Raw genomic sequence first — 25,548 nt, forward strand, 5'->3', positions numbered from 1 at the left:
CCCATTCAGAGATAACATGCAGATATCCTTTTGAACACAAACATAACAAAAAGCACCCCGAATAACAGAAGATCCTTCTGATTCGAGATGCCTTGTTTTAACTTCTATTTTTTATCAAAAAAAACATGTTCCGCCTGCAATTTCCCCAACTCTGTTGTCAGGATACCAAAAGAATACTGGGGCTGGCGCCGCCGATCCGTAGGAGAACCTGGATTAAAGATCAAGACATCATTGACCGTATGCATCACCGGAATATGTGAGTGTCCAAAAATCACGGCATCCACTTGCTGCCCTGCAAAGGTATGAATTGCATTCTGCTCGGTAGACTTTGCTCCCAGATGTCCATGTACCAGACCAAGACGCAAACCGTCCGCCTCAACGATGCGGGAGAACCCGAGTTTTTGACCTATTTCAGGCGGGTCCGTATTGCCTGCAACACCTTCAACGGGTGCATAAGTACTGAGCAGCTTGTATACATCCCAGTCCGACCAGTCACCCGCATGGAGAATCAGATCGGCATTTGCCAGCGCCTCAAGCAGGGGTTCGGGTAACGTACGTGCTCTTCGAGGTAAATGAGTGTCCGAGATGACAATAATGTTCATAGTACAGCACACCTTCCCTTTCCCTTACATTACGCTTTATTCAACATGTGTTGGAAGAACTTCCATCTGGGAACAGGAACGCTCCATATCTTCAAGGGTAATGGATGCGAAGAATTGTTCCACTTTAGCTTCGGCAACCTGGTACAGATTGGTCAGAAGACTATCAATACGAAGACCGACATCACAATTTGGATTGCAGTTACCGTGAATCGGAAACAATGGGCCTTCGTCCTTGGCAGCCTGATAGATCATGGCTAATGTGATTTCGCTTGAAGGCTTGGCGAGATAGAACCCTCTTGTTCCAGGTGAGGAGTCTACCAGTCCTGCCTTTTGAGCCCGCCCAGAATACGTCTGACCACAACAGGGTTGGTATTCACGCTACCTGCAATCAGTGCCGAAGTGATTCGTTCAGGCGCGCTGAAAGACAACAACAACAAACAATGCACACTGACCGAAAAATGAGTACTCATGATTAACCACCTTTTAGTTGAGCATTAAAATGCTGATTTTATATCATCCCGGATGTGCAGGTTTATTCGGAGAACAGGTCCTGTTCAGGGCGTGCCCTGATTTTTAATTGCCGAACGCTGTATTCCAGTTGTTTCACAATATCATCCAGTTGTTTGCGATCAATCTTCGTTGGATCTTCCACTGGCTTCGCCGATGACTTCAGATCCCAAATCGTTAACTGCTGCTCTTGCCACTTGTCCATCAGATCCGCTATATTGGCATAGAAACGTTCGTAATCTTTAATAACCAAATCAAGATAGGCATCCACCTCATCCGGATCATAACCACGAAGTTTATAATTGAATTGTTTTTCATGAATCGATAAAGCGTCGAGCTGCACGCCCAATTGTTTGAACAATTGTCTTTGTTTGTCCAATCTTCGTTTCATATGCTCATCCATACTGACAACCCTCCATTATCAAACGCGCCGCGGTATGCATCAAGTAGACCTTCGATACCGCCGCATTTTCTCTCTCTATTTTTTATAACACATTATCCGCCAGATATAAAATCCAACGCCCCTCTTTGCACACAAAACTGATTGCTTCTTATGAAATTCGGGTAAGGACTGACTACAACCCCATTGCGGGAAAGGAGCATGTCCTTATGAGTACATTAACCAAAGATCAACTTCAACAGCTGAAAAACGCCCTTTTGGAACAACGTGAAAACCTACAGCGCCATTTTGAATCCAGCATGGAAGACGGCGCTCCAGCCGAATCCCTGAAAGATTCAACAGGCGAGCTGTCATCATACGATAATCACCCGGCGGATGCCGGTACGGAGACGTTTGAGCGAAGCCGTGACTTGGCGATAGATGATACGTTAACCGACGAGTTCAATCAGGTTAATGAAGCCTTGGAGCGAATTGAACAAGGAACGTATGGCTCATGTGTGACCTGTGGTAAGGATATTCCCTTTGAACGACTTGAAGCGATCCCTTACACAGCCTACTGTATCGATGATACGCCTAACCGCGAGTTAAGCAACGAACGGCCTGTTGAAGAGGAAGTTATGACGATGCCGCCGAGTGGTGCTGGAGAAGTAAGACAGCGCAATGCTGGCAAGTTCGATAACGCTGACGCCTGGGAAGCCGTCGAGGAATATGGCACATCGAACTCTCCTGCAACAGCAGCCAAGCGTGACGTAAAAGACTATGATGAAAACATGTAGTTTATGAACGAATTAAAGTCGTTTACGCAAAAATAGATACATGTGTTCCATCATGCCAAATTGCGCATGAAAAAGCCGCCAATGGCGGCTTTTTCTTGGTCCAGCATATCATCTTTATACAGTTATAACGTCAATATGGCGATGAAATATGCTCCGATTACTCTTCCGACTGACCACCAGACGAGGATTCATCCCGCTTTTTAGCAGGTCTTATCGTTTTGGCAGCAGACTTGCCCTTATCGGATGAAACCTTCTTTTTCAATTTCCCATCGGTTTCCGAAGCTGGCTTATTCACCGTATCTTTCGATAAGGAACTGAATAAATGAAAGACCTCCTGGTCCGTATTGTGCCTGTCTTTCGTTAAATAGGGTTCACACATCTTCGTAATATCGTTGTACAGCTGCTCTACTTCTTCCCGGCTAGCATACAACGTCATATCCGAGATGAACATGCGGTCCCCGTTTTCCGCCTGATTCATAAATCGCCGACGGCTCTGCTCATACATTTCATTTAACAATTTGAAGGTTTCGGAGCGAAATACCTCCTTCAAAGGTGAATTCTCTTCATCTTCGTTACGAAGCTGGATTTCTCCCTTGAAGGGATCGTAATATTTGGCGATAATTCCATTAATTTCACGAGTGGATACGATGGTGAGCAGACCGATTTTCTCCAGTTTTTTCACATGATAATGTACCTTGGCTGGTACTTCGCCCATCTGGTCTGCGATTTCTTTAACCGTAGAGGGTCTGCCCTGTCTATTAAACATATTCATGATCTGTATCCGATACGGATCGGAGTAGACCTTAATTTCTTCAATTGTTGAAAGTACTTTGCGCTGCATACCTGTATCCTCATTTCCGGGGTACCTGTTGCCCATCATGTGTATATTATACCGTCCGAACAGGGTTTCGGTCAAAACAGGCTGAAGATCGCAAGATTCAGGAAGCCATATTATAGAACGGTGCGAAAAGTCTTGCTCAAAAGCACTAAAGCCGCTGACATGGCAAGCAAAACTCCAAAGACCATAAATAGAATCGGCAATGCCACCCAATCTGCAAGTGCTCCTGAAATCAGACTCCCAATTGGAGACACACTCATGACGAGCATACTTTGAAGGGCATACACTCTGCCAAGCATCTCGGAAGGCGTAACTTCCATGAGATAGGACGCAAGGGGTGTCGTGGCGAGCGGAATTCCCATGCCCATCATCAGACAAAAGACAGCAGCAACAGGCAGCTTGTAGGACGTCATGTAAGCCGGCAGTGCAGTCATCGCATAACTGAGCCCCAACATGACAATCCCGACAATGACCAGCACATGTTTACGGTAATTCGATCCTCGGTGAGACAGCCATAATCCGCTGACTACCATGCCTCCCACAATCAGCCCACTGAGCAGACTTAATCCTCCCGCTCCGGCGTGCAACGTTTCAATGACATATGGCGTGCGAAGAACATTGAATGGCATCAGACAGAAGTTAACAAAGGCAAACAGAATCGAGACGATCAGCAATAACACATGTTTACGCATAAAATGAAAGGCTTCCGTCATTTCAGAGAATATGCTTTTTCGTGCTGGAGGAGAATCAGAAGAATCGAATAATTTATTTTCATTGTTAGATGATGTTGAAACTTTCGGGTAACCCACACGGCTCATCAGAAGTGCACTCAAGGCAAACAAAACAGCATCGATCAAAATCGTCCACGTGATCCCTGCCGTTGCAATTAACGTACCCGCCACTGCAAGTCCTGCAAGTTCAGCAACCCGGGTTGCAGATGAGGCCATGGCATTACCGGACAGCAGCATTGATTTGGGAAGCAATCGCGGTACGCTGGATACTTCGGCTGGTGACGCGAAACACTCCAGAAGGGAATTCAGAATGGTGATGACGAACAGATGCCAGACTTGAAGCTCACCCAGACCGAACAGAAGGGCTGTAATGCCAACAAATAATCCTCGACCCGTATTCGTCAGTACAATCACCTTTTTGGGCGACATGCGATCCACCAGCGCGCCGACAAACAGCCCCAGAAAGATACTCGGCAAAAAATTGACAGCCAGCAGTGTTCCCATCAGCAGCTTTGAACCCGTGAGAATGTACACCATCCAGCTATAGGCAATGGAATCAATTGAATCGCCGAATCTGGAAACAATCTTGCTCAGCATAAATTGCATATAAGGCCTGATCCGAATTAATTCCCCGATCCCCTGCTTTTGTGCCACTGTACCTTCACTCATGATTACTCCGCCCTTCAACGTGAAAATAATTTTAATGTTAATTTTATTTTAACGGATGATATGCGAAAATCAACCCTTTCGTGAAAATATTTTTAACGATGGGTTTAAGCCTTCTTTTTTTACGGTTACTTAACCATCTCCACAAAACACAAAAAAACAGACCCCAGGGTCTGTTCACTTTGTACTCAAATTTGCAACTTTGATCCATATACTAGTCCTCAGTCTTCAATTGGAATCCAATACCCTCTTCTTCCGCCTCGAACATCAGCTGATATACCTTCTCTGCCTCATTCCCCAGTCTTTCCTTGCTAATCTGGTAGTTTGTCCAGGTTAATTGAAGCGGCAGCTCGATCATGCCTGTAAGGCAGTCCCACAAGGCGTCGAGGTTCGCACCGTAAAAGTCTGGCAGTTCGAGCTTTTGCTTCAATAGCTCATGCAGCTCTGCCGTGCTGGAAAATTCCTCACCGTTCAGTATTACTCTCTTCATGTCTGTGTTGTCCTTCCTTATTTCAAGCGAGTAAAGGATGCATAGTGGTCTGTCGTTTTGTAGATCAAGCCATCATTGGAATACAGAATGCGGTCAGAATTACGAAAGCCGGAAGTGTAGTTGATATCCGCTTCACGCCAAGTTCGTCCACTTGCTGCCGGAAGCAAGCCTTCCCGGTTGCTGAACACGTCTCCACCGATACTTTTGCCCGGAGCAACCGTAGCAAGATTACCTTGGGACGATACCCAGCCCAGTGCCGTTGCCTGCGCCTTGGTAATGTAGTTGCATGGCAGTTTGCCGTTGGCGCTCAGATAGTTGGCCACACCAGTGAACGTGTTGATGATGGTACACGTTGCAGCCGAAGCCTTCTGCTGCCCAACCGGAGTGATCTGTGAACCCGTGAAGAAGACAATCGTTAACATAACTGCGAGCAGAGCTGTGGACAAAAACTTTTTCATAAATTCAGCCTCCCAATGATTTAAAATGGATGAACGTTGCCACTATGTAATTGATATGAGATGTGAAATCTATCAGGATGTGCGTTCTGCTAGATTATAGTGAACAAGCCATCTATTTACTATTTATATCACATCATTTTGGAGGAAATATCAAATTTAAAGTTTATTTTTGTAAATATACATAAATATGACATTAAGATACAGCAAAAAGACTCACATCCCGGAGGATGGAGTCTACTATTTCGATCATGTTTCTGCTTTAATCAATCAATTGCACCCGTTGACGAGTTCGTGCCGATTCCAGACACGCATCAATGACACGCATATTCTGAATGGTATTTTGCGGACTGAACGGCAACGCTTCTCCTTCAAGCACCGCGGCTGCAAAGGTTTCCACCTGCAAAACATAAGAGTTGGATACCGATACACGTTCCTCACGGCTTACAGAATCCGTATGCACGATAATCTGTGGTGGAATATCACTGTTCTCCCAGCCGAACACCTTAGGCAGTTCAATCCGTCCGTCGGTACCGAGAATCTCCATCTCGGCTCGCCCGGAGGCCCACATGCCGCAGTCAAAGGTTAACGCTACCGAATTCGGAAATTCCACCAGTCCCGACGCCATCATATCAACGCCATCATGCTCTTCCGAGAATAAAGCATGTACCGTTACGGCTTCCGGTTCCTGCCCCAGATACATGCGGGCTGCCGAGATTGGATATACGCCAAGATCAAATAATGATCCTCCGCCCATCTCCCGTTTGAACCTAACATTGTCTTTATCATCAGCGGTATTACAGGTGAAATTGCCATGGAGGGCTCTGACAGTACCAATCTCCCCGCTGGCTATAATCTCTTGCACACGTCTATGCTTGGGATGATATCGATACATGATCGCTTCTGCAAAAAGAACGCCGTGCTGTTGGCATACCTCAATCATTTCTGCTGCTTCATCCGCGTTGAGCGCAGCCGGCTTCTCACATAATACATGCTTTCCAGCCTGAGCAGCCTTGATGGTCCACTCCTTGTGCATGTGGTTCGGCAGAGGAATATATACGGCTTCAATATCCGGATCCGCAATGAGTTCTTCGTAGCTGCCATACGCTCTGGCAATGTCGAGTTCATTCGCAAGAGCTTCGGCCTTTTCCTTACTGCGGCTGGCGATCGCCAGCACCTCACCACGTTCGGATTGCTGGATCGCCGGAATGACTGCATTTTTCGCGATTGTGGATGTACCGAGTACACCCCATTGTAGGTGTCTGTCCATGCTTATCTTCCTTTCACTCCGTAATTGTCCTCTTCTGCCTTGTGTAACATGCCGAGACAACGATCAAGATCGGTTTTGACCTGTTTTTTATATAATTCAGCTTTCTCCGCACCATCATCCGTGAAGTGATATAAAACGATTTCCTGAAAATCGACTTTGGGATCACTACCTTTCAGCTTCTTCGTACGATAAAAGACACCCTGTTGAACCAATTCATGCAGCGCCCGGTAAATCTCGCTCTGGGGTGGTACATAACCGTAGGCTTTGAATTCCTGCTTCATGGCCTCCAGCATTTCATAGCCGTATCCCCTGTGCTGCTCAACCATCGTAATCAGATACAGCTTAATAAATGCCCGCTGCGCAATCATAAAAGCCACGTTCATTCCCCTCCTGTCAGCTCTATATATCTAGTATTATAAAACTTATGTTCCCCTTCTGCCATCTTTATCCGTCTTTCTTCCTTTAATCCTTGGGCTTAGGGGAGCAAGAAAGAGAATGAATGGATGTGCAGGAACGTAAGATAGAGCAGGATATTGGGTTTACTGTTATGAATTTTTCATGTAGTGAAATTTTAAAATTTATTTCGAAAGTTAACCTCTTGATCAAGGCTTCACTTTTTTCAGATTGTTGCCTTCGTTTTTGTTGACCTTCAACTCTCTTTTTTTTGCAAATGGACGAGCATCTAGAACTTTTAGAGCACTTCGAGAATTTTAGAGAAGTTGAGAACTTTTAGAGATTAGAAACTTAAAGAAATTAGAGAACTTAGAGAGCCTGAGAATTACGAGAAATTAGAGAGAGCATAGAAACTTAAAGAACTTAAAGAACTTTAAGAACTTTAAGAACTTCGCTAGGCTCGCAAGATCATATGTTGTAAGTATTGACCTTTTCGTACGCATCGCTGTAAGCTGTGAACTGTTCTGAATTTTTCATATAATGATGTATTCACCTGTTAATCAGGTCTGGACTTCGGTACGCTTCCCACAATCCACTTGCCCCAGCTTACGCGGGAGATAAGCCATGTGAGTACACAGGATAATGTAAGTGCCAGCAACCAGGTGATGATCATGCGCACTACGGGGTTTAAACCCAGTGCCACATAAAACTGTTCATCCGGAATGTAGCTGAAGCGCAACAACAGCATGTGCATCAGGTAGCCCCCGTACGAAACCCCGCCAATCCACGCCAGCAATCGTGTTACTCGGTTATTGTGTAGCTTGCCAGCCAGCTGGTACATCACCATGATAGATGCAATGAGGAATAAGATCATATCCGGCCGAATTAGACTGACGGTATAGAACGTGATCTGTATACCTTCCGGCTTCTGGAACTCCTGCATTAACATATATATAAACCGAAGTCCAAGTACAATAAACACAGCCCAATATACCCAGCGTAAATGCTGAATCCACTCATTCCAGCGTTGGACCGATAGCCCGGCTGCCGCACCAAGCACAAAATAAAAAAAGAAATACAGGAAATTACGGTCGGCATAGGTTGTAAACGCATCGGTCAGCACCGGGATATTCAGCCCTTCCATGAACTTGGCGATATTTCTCAATTGATCCGCGAGCACAAGGTACACCACACCGGAGACTAGAAGAGCTATGGTGCGCCCCTTTGCCTCATATCGATTATAGACATAACGGATTGCTCGCAAAAACAGGGGAAACAACAAATAAAACTGAATCAGCATAATAATGTACCAAAAATGCGAGGACGTTTTGCCCGTAATTAATTTTAAGCCAAGGTCAGGGATATCCTGCCAACCAAAGCCGTTCCAGCCGCGAGGCGCGAGTGTGAAGTAGATCAGTGACCAGATGATATAAGGAACGATTACATCGGTTAATCGCTTCTGCATGAACCGTCCATAGTGCAGCTTGTCTCCTGTGTTATAGAAGAGCACCATGCCTGTAATAAAAATAAACAGGGGTACCGCAAATTTGGACAGCATCAGCAGCAATGCGAGCAATACGCCGTCTTCCAGTCCCGCTTCCGGGACCAGGGAATAATGAGCAATGGAGTGCTGAAGGACGACTGCTGCAAAAGCAATTCCCCTAAGACTCTCAATTTCTGCAATTCGTTCTTTACGAGGCATAAACAGACAGCCCCCTTTCTTGGTTTTGCTATGAAAAAAACGTACAATAAAACCATATATTATGAACGGGGTGATTCACATCTCAGACACAGACCAAGACATAACCACCATTGACTCCAAATATGTACAGCAGCATATGGCTAACGAACGAACCTTTCTGGCCTGGGTGCGAACCGGTATTGCCATGGTCGGGGTCGGCTTTCTTGCAGCCGGATTTGGCTTCAATTCAACAGCATATGATCGGATAGCCCATATCGCAGCAATCATCATCGGTATTACTTCCCTGGTCAGCGGTATTTTGATTATCCTGTGCTCCGCCTCCGCTTACCACCGAAAACGCAATCAGATCAATTCACAGACGTTCCAGGCATCCACCGGATTGATCCGGTTCCTAACACTGATGTTGCTGGTGATTGGGCTGGCCCTGGCTGTATTACTGTATGTATTGTTATTCCCTGCCTGGCAGGATTAACACCTGCCCACTTGCTAATTCAGGCATGTACACAGGTACAAAAGCCGGCTTCCTCTAAGGAAACCGGCTGATGACCATTTGATGATTCACATATGTCATTCCAGTGAAAGAATCCTGTCTTTGTTCGTTACGAATTATAGAAAAGTATTGTTGCCAAATCGAGCGGCCTTATTCTGGGCTTCCAGTCTGCGCTCTTCCATATCCAGATCCGGACGCTCAACAGGCACATCTTCTCGATGAACATCAATACTGTTCCGGTTCACATAGCTGTTATTGCTAAACACCTCATAAACATCCGTGTCCCGATCCGTAGAGTCCACGAGCAACAGAATTTTGCCACTTTGCACGTATTCCTCATACTGTCTGGCATCCTCCTCCGGAATGCCGAGACCGACGAGTCCACCTACCAGTCCGCCAGCTCCAGCACCTACAGCGGCACCGGTAAATGCTGCGGCAATTGGGCCTGCAGCCAGAATGGGACCTATGCCCGGAATCGCCAATGCTCCAATGCCTGCAAGTAATCCGGCTACTCCACCGAGCACCCCACCTGTTGCCGCGCCTGCCGCTACACCTTCGGGTGCTTTTGTACCCGTCTCTTCACGAATTGCCTTCAATTCATCCCGATCCTGCGTGACTACCGAAATTTCGTCTGAAGCGAATCCTTGCGCTTTCAGTCCCTCGATTGCCGATGATGCCTCACGTTCTGTATTAAACACACCTACGATTTTCTTCTGCATAGTGAATTCCTCCTCATCGAATTGAGTGGTTCGCTATGTTATTACCCGCCTTGTTTTCTTTCAAACGTTTCCATCGCAATATTATATCTTGGAAGGACCTAGATGGCTGACGACCAATGATATTCAACGGGACACCACGCCGGGAACTACAGGCGGTATGAAACGATGTTGAACACAAGCATGTCATGTAACCGTGATATGCCAATCCTGATCTGGTGTCGGCTCCTATGCCAAGCAATCAGGTGGGAGGAACCAAGTGCCAAGTAAGATTAGCATCTTTTTTTCCAGAGCAATCGGGCAGGCGGACAAAGTGGGATTAGCATACATTTTCTAAAGAACACAGGACGTCTTATTTGGACCTTATCAAACGTAAGGAACGCCAGGCACGTTATTCCCCTAAAACGCCCTAAAAAACGCCACAAACGGTCCCAAAATCCGATATAACATGTCTCAAGTTCGCTACACTTCTGCAGGTGCTTCAAGCCCCTGTATAACACGTCTCAGGTTCGTTAGCGCTCCACTGCCTCATCAACCAGCGGCACCCTCACCTGTTCAGGACGTGTTCACTCCCAACTTCCAAACAAGGTTGGAAGACCCGTTTTCTTGCTAAACTCGCGGTTTAGCCCGGTTAGTCGCTATTGCTTCGAGCGGATCATCCGGCCAATAATGCTTGGGATAACGGCCTTTCAAGTCTTTCTTCACCTCAAAATAAGTCTCTCGCCAAAAATTGGCTAGATCCCGTGTGACCTGTACAGGCCGCTGCGCCGGGGATAGCAAATGTATGGTCAGTGGTACTCGACCACCGCCAATACGCGGGGTCTCCTGCTGACCAAACATCTCCTGCAGTCTCACCGCGAGCGCAGGATCTTCAGGACGGCTGTAATCCACAGGAATGCGCGAACCGCTAGGCACCTGAATATGTGTAGGAGCTTCGCGATCCAATTGCTGTCGCTGTTCCCAGCTCAGTCCGCCGAGCAGCACATCCTGCATCGACAGTCGCTTGAGATCCACAACGGATCGCATACCTGTCAGAAAAGGGCTGAGATGCTCTGCCAGTTCTTCGGTCAGATGATCTTCGATAAGATCAGGCCATTCCGGCAAATGATGATGCAAAAAGCGCATCCGGTCCGCTAACTGCCGAGATGATTTTGTCCAGGGCAGACAATCCAGCCCTTCAATGCGTATTCCCGAGAGCAGTGCTTCCAGTACCTGATCTTCGGGTGGTTGTGCAATGCTGCTTTCTTTCAACGTAATGGCTCCAATTCGCAGCCTTCTGTGTGCACGCACACTGCGAGTGTTTCGGTCCCAGGCTACCTGTACCTCTTCATGAAGCAGATGTGGACCAAGCTCCAGCAGTCTCTTCTCCTGCACTGGCGCAGCCAGCAGGATGCGCGCATCTGCGCCCTGGTCGTCGGCCTCGGCTGCGACCAGATAAGCTGAACGGCTCAGCGATTCTGTCGCTGCAAGCCGCACTCCGCGGCCGCTGCTCAGCAGATAGCGGCCGTCCTCCCGGCGTTGCCCGATCCGGTCCGGGTAAGCGAAGGACAGCAGCCATCCGCAGCTGTCTTCATCCGGCCGTACCGGATCGGCCGCCGGGCCGAGAGCCGAGCGCAGCTGGCGGCTCTCCTGGAGCATGCGCCGCACGGCAGCGACGTCTGCGACAGACGCTGCCGCTTGCGGTATACCGCTGCTGTTCGCAGTCAGCAGCGCTTCCACGCGCGGGCGCAGATCGGTGCCCGCGCCTGCACTGCCACGGAGGCCGGCAGGCTCCTGCAGCAGTGCCGCCAGCATGCTGGCGTAGCTGGCCAGCCCAAGCTCCGCCGCGCGGAGCAGCATGCTGGCCAGTCGCGGATGCACGCCAAGCGTGTTCATCCGCCGCCCGAAGGGCGTGATGCGGCCTGCGTCGTCCAGGCCGCCCAGCTGGCGCAGCAGCGCCTGTGCCTGGCCGTAGGCGGCATCAGGCGGGGTGTCCAGCCACTGCAGCTCTGCAGGGGACTGGACGCCCCAGGCGGCAAGCTCCAGCGCCAGCGGCGCAAGGTCCGCGGAGGCAATCTCCGGCTTTGCTGCATCTGGCAGCACGCCATGGGCCTCTTCGCTCCATAGCCGGTAACACACGCCCGGTGCAATCCGCCCCGCGCGCCCCCGCCGCTGATCGGCTGACGCCTTGGACACCGGCAGGGTGACCAGGCGGCTCATGCCGGTCCGCGGCGAAAACGGACGCACGGCTCAGCCCTGCATCCACCACGACTTTGACTCCAGCCAAGGTAAGACTGGATTCGGCAATGGACGTGGACAACACAACCTTCCGCTTGCCCTCTTCTGCGGGTCGCACAGCTTCATCCTGACGTTCTGCAGGCATGCTGCCATATAAGGAATGAACCTGAACATGAGCAGGAAGCATGAGGTTTGCCAGCTCTCGCTCTGTGCGATGGATTTCTTTGGCACCCGGAAGGAAAACCAATACATCCCCTTCCTGTTCTGCTATTGCCTTAACGACGGTCTGAGCTGTAAATCTCTCGATCTGCTCGGATGCCGGTTTGGATACATATCGGGTTTCCACGGGAAACGTTCGTCCAGGACAGTCAATCCATCTGGTTCCCTCACCAAGCAGCGCACAGACTGGAGCTGGGTCCAGCGTAGCCGACATCACCAGCAGTTTCAGATCCGGACGCAGCATGGCCCTGGATTCAAGCGCAAGCGCCAAACCAAGGTCACCCTGCAGATGCCGCTCATGAAACTCATCAAAGATAATCATCGCCGTATCTTCCAGTCCCTGATCCTGTTGAAGCATCCGGGTTAGTACGCCCTCCGTCACCACCTCAATTCGAGTGGACTGACTTACACGAGTATCCATCCGCACTCGATATCCTACAGTCTGTCCCGCTTTTTCACCAAGTGAAGCTGCCATTCGTGCAGCAGCCGAGCGAGCGGCGAGTCTGCGGGGCTCCAGCATTATGATTTTCCGTCCGGCAATCCATGGCTCCTCCAACAGAGCCAGCGGTACTACGGTCGTTTTACCCGCACCCGGCTCCGCAATTAAAACACCTGTATCCTTCTCCTGAAATAACTGCCTCAGCTCAGGAATAATCTGCTCTATCGGTAAATCCGTCTTCATCTCATCTCTCCTAATTGATATACCACGTGTCTATTCGAATGTTAGCATTATAACAAAAAAGCCGTTCCAGAGGAACGACTTCATAGTTATTTCGATTTAACTCAACAGCGACTCAGCACCGTCAATGACAATTTCCGCACCTGTAATGTGTCGGGACTCCGCTGAAGCCAAGAAAGCGACCAGATCAGCAACATGCTCAGGTTGACCCGGCCCGTCAGCCAGCGGCTGTTGGCCTTCAGGGAACTCCATCGGAATGACAATTTGATGCAGCTCATCCGTTTTGATCGTACTTTGGTCAATATTCGTTGCAATCGCTCCAGGACAGATAACATTGACACGAATTTTGAACTTCGCCAGTTCCAGCGCAGCCATCTTCGCAAAAGCAACCTGTCCCGCCTTGGATGTACTGTACGCCGACATGCCGAAGCTGGAGAAGCGCTGATTGCCATTAATGGAGCTGGTGATAATGATACTTCCGCCACCGCGCTTCTTCATATGAGGCAGTGCATACTTGATCGTAAAAAAAGTTCCGTTCAGATTCGTCGTCATAATCTGCTGCCAATCCTCAACCTGTATCTCTTCAATCGGCGCAGATACGCCATTAATGCCTGCATTGGCAAAAACGATATCCAGACCGCCGAACAATTCAATGGTTTCCAGAACTGCCTTTTCCACCCGGGCCGGATCGGAGATATCTACATCGAATGCTCTAGCCGCACCTTCGCGCAGCTTATTAATTTCTGCTTCCGTCTCGGAGATCCGATCATTTACCAGATCGAGCAGCGCAACATATGCTCCCTCACTCGCCAGTTTGAGCGCTGCCGCTTTTCCGATCCCCGAACCAGCTCCAGTAATAATAGCGACCTTGCCTTCGAACCGAGACTTGCCGTTATGTTGTGTCATTATCCATTCCACTCCTTCTCGCTCAGTAATTATGTAAGAATGTACGTTCATGCAATATCTGTAAGTAGATTCTTCACAAGATTACCCAAAAAGAGTGTCTTTTAAATCAACAAGGACAAGTTTTTTCGCAGGTGATGCTCACTATTTTCAGCAGCTTGATCAGAGCTATCCCCTAATACTACCTCCGACCTCACCATTCCAGCTCAATGAAAGCGGCATCATCTTCAAGCCCACCCGTATGTCTGGCATCCAGCAGCACCTGAATGTGTTCATCGGGAATATAAGCCTGAATGGCATCCAGGTCATTCAGGCCATCCGTGTACAGCTGAAGGCGAGCCGCTTCATTCGCAGACAGTTTCGCCTCATAGATATGCGGTTTGCCACCCACCGGCCCTTCCAGGGTAGACCAACGCTCATTCGTACGGCAGTTCACCTGAAATGCTGCCGATTGCTCCTGACCGTTACGCCAGAGACGGATACGGGAGTCCCCCTGCCAGGCCAGCCACACCTTGCTTTTTCGATTGCCCGCAGAGAGCTCGATGCGTCCACACACATACATGGCCTGACTTCCCCTGCTTCGCTTCTCCATCAGCACTTCCCGCAGCAGTAACGGCGAGTTTTCCAAAGGCTGCAACTTCTCCAGCTGTTCGGATGCCGGACTTGTCAAGTCATGAAGCAGACGCTCCATAGCTTCCAAAGAAGGATGTTGAGTTGTATCCAGCCATTCCAGCAAGGCGTTTCCTAGAAAGCGTGCAGCAAAATCACCCAGGTAACTCATGCCTACTCCATCACATAATACGAAAGTACACACATTACCATTCATGCGAACAGCAGCAAAATCCTGTCCGGTGTCTCCCTGATTAACGGTCTCCGCCGCTCTTCCATAACCATACCTGCACTTGAATGTACCTTGATAACGGCTCAGCGGCTGTTCCCTGTCTGGACACTCACATAGCGAAAGTTCCCCTGATAGTGGTCGGCATGGCTCCCTTTATCTCCAGCAGACAATGTTGCCAAACGCATCGCTCTCATGATTCCCCTCCTATCTCACAGGCGTAGCAGCGGACATCTGAAACCCGATGGATACCAGTTCTGCACAAGTACCAGGAAGCATCATAAGGGCGCCGGGTGCAAGCAAATAGTCCGCCTCAACCAGCATTTCACGATAACTTTCCGGCAAAACTGAGGACATATTTCGCAGCTTCTCCCCATGTTCATCCTGAAGGGTTGTCTCCTGGGATATGCCCTTCCATCTTCTCGGCTCCGCAATAGAGCCTTCCAGCAGATGATCGGATATAAAAATATTCTCGACGAGTACATTGCCATCAGGCACACTCATGCCCATAATTCTTTTGGCAATCGGCTCCGGATCTTCGCCTGTGGCTACCCCATCGGTCATATGACATACTAACGGCGCAGGACAATCCTGCATATTCGGAATTTCAGCCTGCAGAATTTTCTCCGCCTGCAGGAAAGCCTTCGCTGAATCCGAGAATCTTTTCGGCGTCAAATCGGGCAAGGAGCCCACAGCAGCGATTTCGTCGATGCCCTTAATCCCGTTCAACAGATCGTATACATCGTCGCTGTATGCCAGAATGGCAATCCTGTAGCGAGGTGTCAATCGGTTCCCCTTCGTAGATCGAAATACCATTTGGCGAATTGCCAGAGATAAGGCATCATAGACGACATCAATCCGCCGACGATTGTCCAGAACCATGTTCATGGAGGCGCTAATATCAATTAAATAGATAATCAGTGCAGGTGTGCGCTGGGATGCTTGAATCGTGTAGTTCATCTGGGATGTGTCACCTCCGTCGTTCACGTTATTTTACAAGTTGGGCAATGTATAATCAGTATCGCTCAGGAACTTATTGATCGCATTCATTCGTGCTGCCACTTTACCGACACCTTTGAAATAGGTTGCATCCGTATTGTACAGATTTTTGAAATCACGCGCGTAGGATTCGGCGTTCTCAATTTTTCTTCCTTTTTGCGCATTATACGTTTTATTGTAATGGGCAATCAGAGTGACGACATTTTGGGCACGTTTTTTCTTAAGCGCAGCTTTCTCGGCCGCCTCCTGCTTGCGCTGAGCCTCGGCTGCTGCCTTGCGCTCGGCTTCCTGCTTAGCAATTTTGGCGTCATTCTCCTTTTCCAGACCAGATAGGCTTCATATTTTGCCTGTTTGTCGTACTTTTCCTGTTCTGCCTTCTTGGCGGCTTCAAGCTTCTGTTGTTTCTGGTTGGCAAGGTACGCCTCATATTTCGCCTGCTTGTCGTACTTGGCCTGAAGCGCCTTACGCTCTTCTTCCTTCTTCTTGGCCTCTGCCTGCTTTTTCTCCGCTTCAGCAAGCTTTCTCTTTTCCTCGGCATCAAGCTTCGCCGCATCTGCCGCTTTTTGCTTCTCTTTTCTTCCTGTTGCTTCAGAGCAGTCGCCCTCGCAGCTTCAGCCTCTTCCGCAGCCTTCATTTCTGCCTGTTTGGCAGCTGCCTCCTGCTCCTTCTGTTTAACCTCGGCCTGATCAGCCAGTATTTTAACAGTCGGCACAGTTCCAGCCAACAGAACAATCAACACAGCCGAAGAAATCATTAATTTTTTGGAACGGTAAAAAGGAACCTTGACTGGCTGTGCGGCCTCATCATTCGTGGGATTCAGCTTGGCGTTCAGCTCTTGAATCGCAGCCTCAACTTCCATCTGCATCGCACTGTTATTCGGAATAAAATGATGCAGTGAACGGTATACCTCCAACGCCGCAGCCGGTTTGCCTTCATCCTCCAATGCTCTCGCCTGAAGGAAGAGACGGTTTACAACCGCTTCCTGACCAGGTGGATGTTCGGCAGCGGACATGTTCAGATCCGTATTTCCCAGCTTATCCAATGAACCGCTTGCTGCTTCTGTGCCTTTGATCTGATCCGTCCCCACCGCATCCGTCTGTTCTGAAGCCTTGACTACAGATTCTTCAACTGATGCTGCGCTTGCCAGATGGATGTCCACAGCAGCCAACGCTACGAACCATTCGCCAAACGTAGGGCAGCTGCTGAGATCATGACTCTCCCAGGCACGAATAAACAGATCGGATACCTTGGAGCCCCAGCGCTTCTGAAGCGAATCTCTCATAGCATAATACCGTTCATTTACCGTCTGCATTTCGTGCTGGTCAAAATAACTTTCTCCCCATGCTTTTTCCACAATCGCTGCATCAGACCAGCTTAACATTTCGGCGATGATAACTGCTCCCGCGAAACGGTCGGCATACGCACTCCACAAGCCACTGTGCACTGTCCGATGGGCTGCATACCCCGGTGAACCGGCAAGCAAAGCATCCGGACGATCCATTCTGGAGCCATACATCTGCTCTACATCTACCAGTTCAACTGCTGAAATCCCTCGCAGGTTCTCCACTTCGGAAAAAAACGGAATCATCACATTGGGTGCGGACAAATCACAATGAGCCAGTCCACGCTGTTCCATGGCCGAACCGGTCCCGGCCAGTGCTCTTGCCAGCTTCAGACTTTCCTCCGCTGTCAGCTGTTTCTGATCGCTGATTACATCGAACCAGGTCAGACCATGCACCCACGGCATCAATACCGCATACAACAGATCGGGATGTTCTCCAATGAGCGCTCCGTTTCTTTCCGGAGTGAGCACATCACGCTTGCATACCTGCAAACCTGGCAGTTCACTATAAGACTCCATATGCTCAGACTGATACACCATAGCTGGGATACGAAATTTCGGAAAAAACACTTTTAGTGCTTTGGCCCCACTTATGGAACCGTTACGGGGTAACAATTGATAGACGATCCCCTGCCTTCCGGCTTGGGCGTAAGCCAGACCGGGCGCAGCCGGATGCTGCCCAATGGTATAGGCAATGTCGTTAATCACCACTTCATCCCCGGGATTTGGTTGAAAGACATGCTCATCCCTCTCTCTGTCATTCTGTCATAGTGCAACAAAAACCGGGTGTTGTGAAAACGCCCGGTTTTTGCTGTAGTTGTAAATCTTCAGCTTGCTTCCTGCTTATGATTCTGGGCGAATTCGGATACGGAACCTGCCCGAACTATGTATCGCAGATTAGCGAGCTTGGTCAGCCGTACGGAATTTGTTGGCAATAGCCGTCAGTTCCGCGCTGATACTATTCAACGTTTGAACGAAAGATTGCATTTGTTTGCTGGCTTCCTGGAATTCCTGGAAGAAGCGTTGTTTCGTCATACCTTCCCATTGTCCTTCCATGCTTGTGATGGATTGAGTCAATGTAGATACGATTTGCTGACTTTGCTCACCGCTTTGTTTAAATTGGTTGGAAACCTGATCAAGCTGTTCTGGGGTAACTAAAATGCGTCCTGCCATTTGTAAATTCCTCCTTGGTTTGTGCAATTAAATTCATTTGTTCAAATTGTACTATACAAGGATCGATCGGACAAAAGCCGAAGGACCTAATCCTATTTACCCCATTTTTGGCATTCTAAACTTCACTTAACATCCTGTTTATAAAAAATTCACTTTCTGCTGTCTTGCTTACTCAGCCTTGTAGCCCGTGGGTTCAAGAAACCACAGGTTCGGTTCCTCTTCTTCCACGAAAGGAGGGATCTGTGAATCTCCATGCCACAGGTTCAGGCTGCATGGCCTGGATCAGAGTCGCCGGTGAGCCGTCAGGCGGCGCAGCATCCTGGACACGGTATACTGCCGCTACCGCGGAAAACGGGTCGGATACAACAGCAGCAGCTGCCGAATGCGCAGGCATAATTTCTCCTGCACGCTCCGTCTGAAGAACATTCAACATATTGACCGCATTGCCATAGGCTGTGTTCACATGACTCAACACTGTACGATACTCCATGTCCACCTGCTGGAATAACACGGCCTTGCGTCCCAGCTGTACGCTCAAGTCCATAAAACGACGTACCGCTGCTTCGCAGAGTCGCTTGCTGTGATTCCATTCATTCATTACCGCGGCGCGGGCTTCAAAATCCCACTCCAGCGAATGAATCGCCTGATCCAATACTGTCATCTTTTGCTGTATTTGCTCCGCCGCATACTGAATCTGCCTGCTCAGTGCCCGAAGCACATCCGGTTCCACACGAATGCGCATTTACCATCACCTTTCCTCTTCCCCTGCAGGCTGTTTAAGCCAGTCCAGCAGCATCTCGTGAAACTGTTCTCTCGTCGTCAGTGCTGCAACAAGCCAATCATCCGAAGCCGCAGTACTCATGCGAAACAGCCAGTTGGATACCGCGCTTGCAGCGAAAGCCGCAGACTGCGATTTCCATTCTTCTCCGTTCCATACGAGCAACCGTAGCTCTCCCTCTGATTCCTTGCTCACCAGACAGCGTGCAAGCGCAAGCGACCCCTCGGGATCGCTCGTCTCCTGTACCAACTCATCCGCCACTGCCTGTAATTCTTTGTTCCTCAGATCATTCATCACATCATAGAATTTTTTCTTGGAGCACATTAGAGCCGGCTTTTCCGCCGGAGAATGACCACTCCAGTTCATCCTTTGAATCAGAAAATCAATTGCTTCACGAACGTTTCCCAAATCACTCAGCCGGAACGAATCCGGTTCGTCTGCAACACGGGATACTTCAACGACACGTTCATCCGTGCAGTGCACATAACTTTCATACGACTTGCCGCTGTGCGTGTAGCGAATCCAGCAAGCCCTGTCTGACAGTCCCGCAATGGCTACCCTGGAGAAAACGGTCGGTGTCATGATCAGCTCATTGCTGTCCTGATCCTGAATCAGATATCCTTTGTCGAGCAGGGATGTTTTTACACGCTCCCACTCCAAAGCAATGTCTTCCGCCATATATCCGCGGAACGGATCTTCCACGCCAAGCAAGCGGTCTGAACCGAGAATACCGGCCAGGAAAAAAAGCTCTTTTATTTGCAAAGTGACTACCTTTTGCTTGGAATCATGAACCGTCAACATTATGAGCCACCTCCCCTCAAACTACAACATGCCATCGGTCACGAATTTCAGAAATCCAATCGGTCATTTTCCAGGTGCCATCACATGGAATTGCACCTTTAACCCTGGAATATTTACGTTTTACATAATAACCTTGACCCGGAGGCAGTACCTTCAGCCCAGTTGAACTCCCCCCGGATTCCGAATAAGGTATACGGAAGAACGAGAGATCATTAGGGTCTAAAGTCCCGAACAACAATCCGCTCTGGGAAGCCTTCACATCGTTCACCCAGTCAGATCCAAAGGTTGGGAAGTCTGCCGGAACTCCTGACAGAATCACATGTATGCCTCGATCCCTGCCTTGACGAACGATCGCTCCCAATTGATCCTTCACATTAAAATCATTTAATTGCTTGGATAACGTATCCGCATCGTCGATAATGAGAACGATCTCCGGACCACCGGTTAGCTCGCCTCTTTTTAGAACTTCATCGTACAACTGTTGGATCACAGGTGCAAGCTGTTCTTCACGGGATACATGTCCACGGACATGGGCAAACTGCTGATTTCCCCAGTCCTCCGGAACCATACCGCATATCTACCGTGTATATTTGCACGTCTTCAGGAGACGCATGATACGCAAGTGATAACATCCAGGTCAGCAAAAATGTCGTTTTGCCGCCTTCCATCGGACTCGTAACCATGAAATGCGGCCCTTCACGCAGATTCAGCTGGAAGGGTTCCAGATCATCGGTCAGCAAACCTACGGGTACGGTTAAAGAAGAGATGTCTCCGACTTGCCCGAAGGTCCCTGTACGGATAAGCACATCTTTGAGCTTCACCTCTTCCGGGAGTGGTGCAATCTGCGGCGCTTCTTCTCCGTTCCAGCTTTCTCTGATCTCTGCTATCATGCGGCGCAGAGCGGAAGAACGTTTGCCCTCATCTGCTCCGGATGACGGCAGTGCCGCCTGGAACATCAATGGAGGAACCTGTCCTTTGACTAGTCCTCTTCCAGGCGGAAGCTGGCTAGGTGCCTTGGATGGCCGTCCCACTGCGTAATAATAGTCGCTTGGATCAGATAATTCAAATGATACCGCATTGGGAATATTGCTTCTGAATTTCTCAAATACATCCGTGACACGATTGGCCGTGAGGATAAATGTAATTCCCAGGCTGCCGCCTTCACGAAGGATCGTTTCCAGAAGTTCATTCTCCTCAGGATACGCATTCCGGAAGGAAAGATATCCATCGATAACCACTACAATTTGCGGCACGGCGGCATGGGCTGTGCGACGGTAGGCTGATATCGTCTTAACCCCGGCTTCCGAGATCATATCTTTGCGCTGTGCAGAGAGTTTCAGGATATAGCGGAACAAGCGCTTGATCCGATCCTCCTCTTCAGACATCATTACAGCACCGATCTGAGGCAGGCCAGCGAAATCCTTCATCATCCGGCCCATATCGATGATATATCCGTGCCAAGCTTCAGTCCGCTTAGAACGGGCCAGTGACATCAGCAAGGTTTGAACAAAGGTCGTTTTCCCAGACCAGGCATACCGTATACAACCAGATGTCCCTGATCCACCGGAAGCGCTAGCGGCTGCTGTCGCTGATTAGGCAGATCATCCAGCAGGCCAACCACAGGTTTCAGGCCGCTGGCACCGCCGTCAAGCAATGCCTCACGATTCTCTTCTTCCTGCCAGTCGCTGAGGCTCTCCCATTCCAGTGTCTCAGGCAAAGGTGGCAACCAGGGTCCTGGCAATCGGGTGATCCCCGCCTCTGCAGCCGCTTCTGCCACATAATCAATAAATACCTGGAGCTGCTTGGGCACATCCTCACCTTTAAGCACAGCTCTGCGCTCTCCAGTCAACAGTGGCTCACGCTTCCCGTTTAAACGCACCTCCATCACAGGCAATACCGTGCTTGTATCTTCCTGTTGATTATACGGCGCACCACTCCAGGCAAATTGCATTTCCTCAAACACTTCATCACTGCCAACCTGAAAATATCCCCGACCCGGCTTGGTGATCCAGGCCGCATTCGGAATTTTGATCATATCCCGGCTGTCCCCTTCGCTTTGAACACGAAGACAGATACGGAAACGGGAATTACTCCAGATTTTATCATCGACCACACCGGCAGGCTTTTGGGTTGCCAGTATCAGATGTACACCCAGTGTCCGGCCAATGGCCGCTATGCTGATTAATTCATCCATGAATTCCGGCTGATCCCGCTTCAACTGCGCAAACTCGTCAATGATGATAACTAAATGCGGCAGCGGCTGTTCATGTCTGGAACGCAGAATTTTGTAATACTCATCAATGTGCTGGAGATTTCCGGCATCATTTAAGATTTTTTGCCTTCTGACCAACTCGGCCCGAAGTGAAATATTTGCGCGTTCAATCAAGTTCCCATCCAGATTGGTAATCGTACCGACGACGTGAGGCAAGCCCACAAATGTATTCGACATTCCGCCGCCCTTATAGTCAATCAACATAAAGGCCAGATCATGCGGGTGAAACTCTGCTGCCAGAGAGGCCACAATCGACTGGATAACTTCACTTTTGCCTGAACCGGTAGTCCCTGCGATCAGACCATGCGGCCCATGACCCTGACGTTCAATTTTATCATGTAAGTTAATCGCAATTTTCTTGCCACCAGCACGCACACCCATAGGTACGGGCAGGGTGTCCGGGTATCGTGTCTGGCCCCAGCGTGTAACCACGTCCAGATCTTCCACTCGTGATGTACTCAACATATCAAACAGCGGGAGCACTTGTGGTATATCCGAAGCCGAGGAACGTTTCAGACGAATAGGTGACATATAACGAGAGAGCGCCTCTGCGGACTCTCTGGAGATCACATCCGGCGTGTACGTTTGCCTGATCACGTCGGCATCCTCGGTTTTTTTGACATAAAGCCCTTTGCCTTTCGAAGCCTCCATAATTAACTGACAATGCATGGGTAATGATTCCTTGCGGTTTGCCAGTATGATGGTACACACATCGATCTCCTGGGCCGATTCCAGCAGCAAGGGAAGTAGCGGTTCTTCTTCTATTAATTGAGTATCCGAGAGAACTACCACGTAACATGGCGTTTGCACGGTTTTCTTATAGCGATCTTCCTTATTATTACGCCTCCGGTTCAACACGGAAAACAAGCTGTCCGCCAATTGATGCGCACCGCTGTGCCTGTCGGCCATATAGCGTTGTCCCTGATCTTCATCCCAGATATGGGGCAGCCAGCGCAGCCAATCCCATTCCTTTGTTTCCTTTTCTTCGTAAAAGGCAGCAATCTTTAATTCATCCGGTGAATGACGAACCGTCAGTTGTGAGATAATCACCCGTAATGAAGCGAGCACTTCCTCTCGATTACCGACTAGGCCCATCACTTTGGACTGAAATAGTGGTAATGTAATCGACGCATCAGGCACCGTTTCGAATTCCGCAGCCAATTCATGAGCCGCTTCAATCAACTCATCCTTTTCATACCCGTCCACACGAGGAACCTGCAGTTTGATTCGAAACGGAATTTCGCCCGTGCCAATTCGCACCTGCAAGAAGTCATCATCCTCAGGCGAACGTTCCCACAGCGAACTGTTGCGATTTTTCACCACTTGCAGACATACATTGGGATCCCCATGAATCTCATACAGACTTTTTACTTGCTCCGCTTGGGCTTCCTTCAGTTCTTCACGGTGCTTCTCCAGCTGTGCACGATACATGGCTGTACGCTCTTCCAGCTTTTGGCGATATGTCTTCTTGTTGCTTAGATACACAAAAAACGGAATGGTGTATGACGTAAGCATCATCATAACCGTCATCATCTGAAACATCATATAATTTCTATTGTCCATTTTGCCGCTCATATTGAGATATACGTAGAAACCGATGCTAACCATCGTCATCATGATGGGTACTATAATAGAAATCATTGAAAATGTAGGTTTGTTGGGTTCAGCCGGAGGCCTTAGAATCTCCAGCTTTTCTTCCTTGAGAACCGGTGTCATTCTTGGAGAACGCTGATATAACACATTCACGAAGAGAAGACCTCCTTTATTTCATTGCCGTAATCAATATATACGTTCAGAACGTTCATTCGTTGCTGTCCTGCTGAAACAATGAACGTCTTCCATAGACAGGTGCTTCTTCAGAAGTGGTGGAGAATGCCCGCTGGACTCGCACACAACTTCCTTGACGCAGCCCAGTTTCCATTAACTGTTGTGCGTTCTGTGGTGAGAACCACAATCCTTCTGGAAATTTGGCTTCAAGGATGTACTGAATGCCCTCTCCTGGTGCCTGGCCGAATATACGAACCCCCAGCAATGTCTTCAGATGTTCAATAGTACATTCATCCGGGACCTCGATGTCGAACCACTCGCCTTCCTCCCGGCCGGAATACACGGTAAGAATCAAAATAATCCCTCCCATGGTCTCATATGTAAATTGTCCTAGTGTCAAATTAAATCAAAAAAAAGTAGATGAAACGCTATTCCATCCCTATTTTCTTACATAAACACCCTGTTTGCAATGTGCAACCTGTAATTTTGTTACATATGACCCACGTATATATTAAAATATCGTCCATTCGACTCAGAACTTTCGAGGCAGTAGTCACGTTAATTATTGCAAAGATGCGAAACCACACGAATACCTTCCATATAAATGGAAATGACAAGCTGGTTTTTCGGGACTTTTTATTGCTTCGCCCACAATTGAATTGTGAACACTTTTCAAACATTGTCCACCTTTATGTTTTCATAAGCTGATTTTAAGGTAATTTTAAGCATTGGTATTTAATATAACCATTAAGAAATAACTCTCGTGAGGTGATTTCTAGTGAGAACACTAATAACTTTTCAAAACAAATCAATCCCTGTATATTTCAATCAAGAAAACAAACAACCTGTGCAAAAGACACTCCGATTGCTTAGCAGTGCCCTTGAGCATAAGATTAGCAATGGTAAACGTGCTTTACAGAAATGTCTGCAATCATTGATTAGTATTGAGATTGTCGGTGGTGAAGCCATTCTTCACAGCCGTAGCGAAAATGACTCCCTCGCCTTATCACTTTATTAAGATGAGTCAGTTGTTTACATCAACTTGGAAACTGCGAATTCATTCATTCGCGAAAATAAGGAAAAGGAAGCTTGCCGTTGAGGGCAAGCTTCCTTTTTTGTGTATCGATTCCTTTTATCTATCTCTAATGCAATCTGCTGACGACATAGGCGGTTTCGTGTTCTTCTTCCATCTCGGCCTTCTGGATTCGAATGACAAACAATCGAACCAGATTATCACGTGTATTTTCTTCCTGACAAGTATTCAGCTTTCTCAGAATGAAACGGTCAATGGACATGAAGTTCAGGCCCCTTTACCTATTGGATTTACGGATCTCTTCTGCCCGTGTACCCATAAATAACCAGATTTCAGAAGCTCCAAACAGCTTTTCCACATCATTTCCTCACCTGTTTTTCAAGCATGTAAAAACATGCAAAAGACCGCCCCATCAAGCTTGAGGCGGGTTTTGCGCGATCTTTGTCACGCTTTACCGAAACCTATCTGATTATAAAACAAAGTAGTTTCTA

Annotated in this window: 23 protein-coding genes and 3 pseudogenes; 3 read left to right on the forward strand and 23 right to left on the reverse strand. The window is 48.6% G+C overall.

From position 1 onward, the window contains the following. Positions 1-104 precede the first annotated feature (104 nt). The 4 genes from ACTWJ7_RS22500 to ACTWJ7_RS22515 all read right to left on the reverse strand — a co-directional run bounded on the left by ACTWJ7_RS22500 (position 105) and on the right by ACTWJ7_RS22515 (position 1,512). Positions 105-602: a metallophosphoesterase family protein gene (locus ACTWJ7_RS22500; protein ID WP_094939528.1), complete on the reverse strand. Its 498-nt coding sequence runs from the start codon at positions 600-602 to the stop codon at positions 105-107. Between the two features lie 36 nt (positions 603-638). Beyond that, complete coding sequence (locus ACTWJ7_RS22505; protein WP_443146407.1) at positions 639-923, reverse strand: Rrf2 family transcriptional regulator; 285 nt, start codon at positions 921-923, stop codon at positions 639-641. Then, positions 917-1,072, reverse strand: a complete 156-nt coding sequence (locus tag ACTWJ7_RS22510) for a hypothetical protein (RefSeq protein ID WP_443145893.1) — start codon at positions 1,070-1,072, stop codon at positions 917-919. Before ACTWJ7_RS22510 ends, ACTWJ7_RS22505 begins: the two co-directional genes overlap by 7 nt. A gap of 62 nt (positions 1,073-1,134) precedes the next feature. Then, positions 1,135-1,512 carry a DivIVA domain-containing protein gene (locus tag ACTWJ7_RS22515; protein WP_443145894.1) on the reverse strand — a complete coding sequence of 126 codons (378 nt, stop codon included), beginning with the start codon at positions 1,510-1,512 and terminating at the stop codon, positions 1,135-1,137. A 206-nt stretch (positions 1,513-1,718) separates the two neighbouring features. On the opposite strand from ACTWJ7_RS22515, the gene ACTWJ7_RS22520 reads away from it, so the two are divergent. Beyond that, positions 1,719-2,285, forward strand: coding sequence for a TraR/DksA C4-type zinc finger protein (locus ACTWJ7_RS22520; protein WP_024630342.1), 567 nt, complete (start codon positions 1,719-1,721; stop codon positions 2,283-2,285). A 157-nt stretch (positions 2,286-2,442) separates the two neighbouring features. On the opposite strand, the gene ACTWJ7_RS22525 is transcribed toward ACTWJ7_RS22520, so the two are convergent. From ACTWJ7_RS22525 to ACTWJ7_RS22555, 7 genes are all read right to left on the reverse strand, one after another. Beyond that, positions 2,443-3,126, reverse strand: a complete 684-nt coding sequence (locus ACTWJ7_RS22525) for an ArsR/SmtB family transcription factor (RefSeq protein WP_301879133.1) — start codon at positions 3,124-3,126, stop codon at positions 2,443-2,445. A 110-nt stretch (positions 3,127-3,236) separates the two neighbouring features. Next, the gene (locus tag ACTWJ7_RS22530) at positions 3,237-4,523 is read right to left on the reverse strand and encodes an MFS transporter (RefSeq protein ID WP_301879134.1); all 1,287 of its coding nucleotides are present in this window, start codon (positions 4,521-4,523) and stop codon (positions 3,237-3,239) included. Between the two features lie 211 nt (positions 4,524-4,734). Continuing rightward, entirely contained in the window at positions 4,735-5,010 is a 276-nt protein-coding gene (locus tag ACTWJ7_RS22535; RefSeq protein WP_079346794.1) for a barstar family protein, read from the reverse strand. Between the two features lie 17 nt (positions 5,011-5,027). Further along, a complete protein-coding gene (locus ACTWJ7_RS22540) occupies positions 5,028-5,468 on the reverse strand; it encodes a ribonuclease (protein WP_285079433.1) in 441 nt (146 codons plus the stop codon). Between the two features lie 259 nt (positions 5,469-5,727). Continuing rightward, positions 5,728-6,735: a Gfo/Idh/MocA family protein gene (locus ACTWJ7_RS22545; protein ID WP_301879135.1), complete on the reverse strand. Its 1,008-nt coding sequence runs from the start codon at positions 6,733-6,735 to the stop codon at positions 5,728-5,730. Positions 6,736-6,737: 2 nt separating this feature from the next. Next, positions 6,738-7,112, reverse strand: a complete 375-nt coding sequence (locus ACTWJ7_RS22550) for a helix-turn-helix transcriptional regulator (protein ID WP_301879137.1) — start codon at positions 7,110-7,112, stop codon at positions 6,738-6,740. A 572-nt stretch (positions 7,113-7,684) separates the two neighbouring features. Next, a complete protein-coding gene (locus tag ACTWJ7_RS22555) occupies positions 7,685-8,830 on the reverse strand; it encodes an acyltransferase (RefSeq protein WP_301879139.1) in 1,146 nt (381 codons plus the stop codon). A 136-nt stretch (positions 8,831-8,966) separates the two neighbouring features. On the opposite strand from ACTWJ7_RS22555, the gene ACTWJ7_RS22560 reads away from it, so the two are divergent. Then, positions 8,967-9,302 carry a YidH family protein gene (locus ACTWJ7_RS22560; RefSeq protein ID WP_293017544.1) on the forward strand — a complete coding sequence of 112 codons (336 nt, stop codon included), beginning with the start codon at positions 8,967-8,969 and terminating at the stop codon, positions 9,300-9,302. Between the two features lie 134 nt (positions 9,303-9,436). Here ACTWJ7_RS22560 and ACTWJ7_RS22565 read toward each other — a convergent pair whose 3' ends face one another. From ACTWJ7_RS22565 to ACTWJ7_RS22615, 11 genes and pseudogenes are all read right to left on the reverse strand, one after another. Further along, complete coding sequence (locus ACTWJ7_RS22565) at positions 9,437-10,039, reverse strand: general stress protein (protein WP_301879141.1); 603 nt, start codon at positions 10,037-10,039, stop codon at positions 9,437-9,439. Between the two features lie 606 nt (positions 10,040-10,645). Beyond that, positions 10,646-13,154 (reverse strand): annotated as a pseudogene (gene hrpB, locus ACTWJ7_RS22570) (ATP-dependent helicase HrpB). Between the two features lie 96 nt (positions 13,155-13,250). Next, complete coding sequence (locus tag ACTWJ7_RS22575) at positions 13,251-14,057, reverse strand: SDR family oxidoreductase (protein WP_443145895.1); 807 nt, start codon at positions 14,055-14,057, stop codon at positions 13,251-13,253. A 190-nt stretch (positions 14,058-14,247) separates the two neighbouring features. Then, positions 14,248-14,880 (reverse strand): hypothetical protein, encoded by a 633-nt coding sequence (locus ACTWJ7_RS22580; RefSeq protein ID WP_443145896.1) that lies wholly within the window; start codon positions 14,878-14,880, stop codon positions 14,248-14,250. A 219-nt stretch (positions 14,881-15,099) separates the two neighbouring features. After that, on the reverse strand, positions 15,100-15,852 hold the full coding sequence (locus tag ACTWJ7_RS22585; protein WP_301879144.1) for a vWA domain-containing protein: 753 nt from the start codon (positions 15,850-15,852) through the stop codon (positions 15,100-15,102). A 33-nt stretch (positions 15,853-15,885) separates the two neighbouring features. Beyond that, a pseudogene (locus ACTWJ7_RS22590) lies at positions 15,886-17,803 on the reverse strand (hypothetical protein). Positions 17,804-18,130: 327 nt separating this feature from the next. Next, on the reverse strand, positions 18,131-18,406 hold the full coding sequence (locus ACTWJ7_RS22595) for a WXG100 family type VII secretion target (RefSeq protein WP_017689071.1): 276 nt from the start codon (positions 18,404-18,406) through the stop codon (positions 18,131-18,133). Positions 18,407-18,599: 193 nt separating this feature from the next. Continuing rightward, positions 18,600-19,148 (reverse strand): hypothetical protein, encoded by a 549-nt coding sequence (locus ACTWJ7_RS22600; protein ID WP_079346819.1) that lies wholly within the window; start codon positions 19,146-19,148, stop codon positions 18,600-18,602. Positions 19,149-19,154: 6 nt separating this feature from the next. Further along, a complete protein-coding gene (locus ACTWJ7_RS22605) occupies positions 19,155-19,985 on the reverse strand; it encodes a hypothetical protein (protein WP_301879166.1) in 831 nt (276 codons plus the stop codon). Positions 19,986-20,001: 16 nt separating this feature from the next. Then, positions 20,002-24,003, reverse strand: a pseudogene (essC, locus tag ACTWJ7_RS22610) (type VII secretion protein EssC). 55 nt (positions 24,004-24,058) lie between these two features. Beyond that, on the reverse strand, positions 24,059-24,379 hold the full coding sequence (locus ACTWJ7_RS22615) for a hypothetical protein (RefSeq protein ID WP_024630324.1): 321 nt from the start codon (positions 24,377-24,379) through the stop codon (positions 24,059-24,061). Positions 24,380-24,802: 423 nt separating this feature from the next. Between ACTWJ7_RS22615 and ACTWJ7_RS22620 the strand changes: the two genes are divergently transcribed. Continuing rightward, positions 24,803-25,042: a hypothetical protein gene (locus tag ACTWJ7_RS22620; protein WP_024630323.1), complete on the forward strand. Its 240-nt coding sequence runs from the start codon at positions 24,803-24,805 to the stop codon at positions 25,040-25,042. A gap of 124 nt (positions 25,043-25,166) precedes the next feature. Here ACTWJ7_RS22620 and ACTWJ7_RS22625 read toward each other — a convergent pair whose 3' ends face one another. Further along, positions 25,167-25,319 carry a hypothetical protein gene (locus tag ACTWJ7_RS22625; RefSeq protein WP_179132691.1) on the reverse strand — a complete coding sequence of 51 codons (153 nt, stop codon included), beginning with the start codon at positions 25,317-25,319 and terminating at the stop codon, positions 25,167-25,169. Positions 25,320-25,548: the final 229 nt, after the last annotated feature.

Origin of the sequence: Paenibacillus sp. 1A_MP2 (assembly GCF_052244825.1) — a bacterium.
GTDB lineage: Bacteria > Bacillota > Bacilli > Paenibacillales > Paenibacillaceae > Paenibacillus > Paenibacillus vandeheii.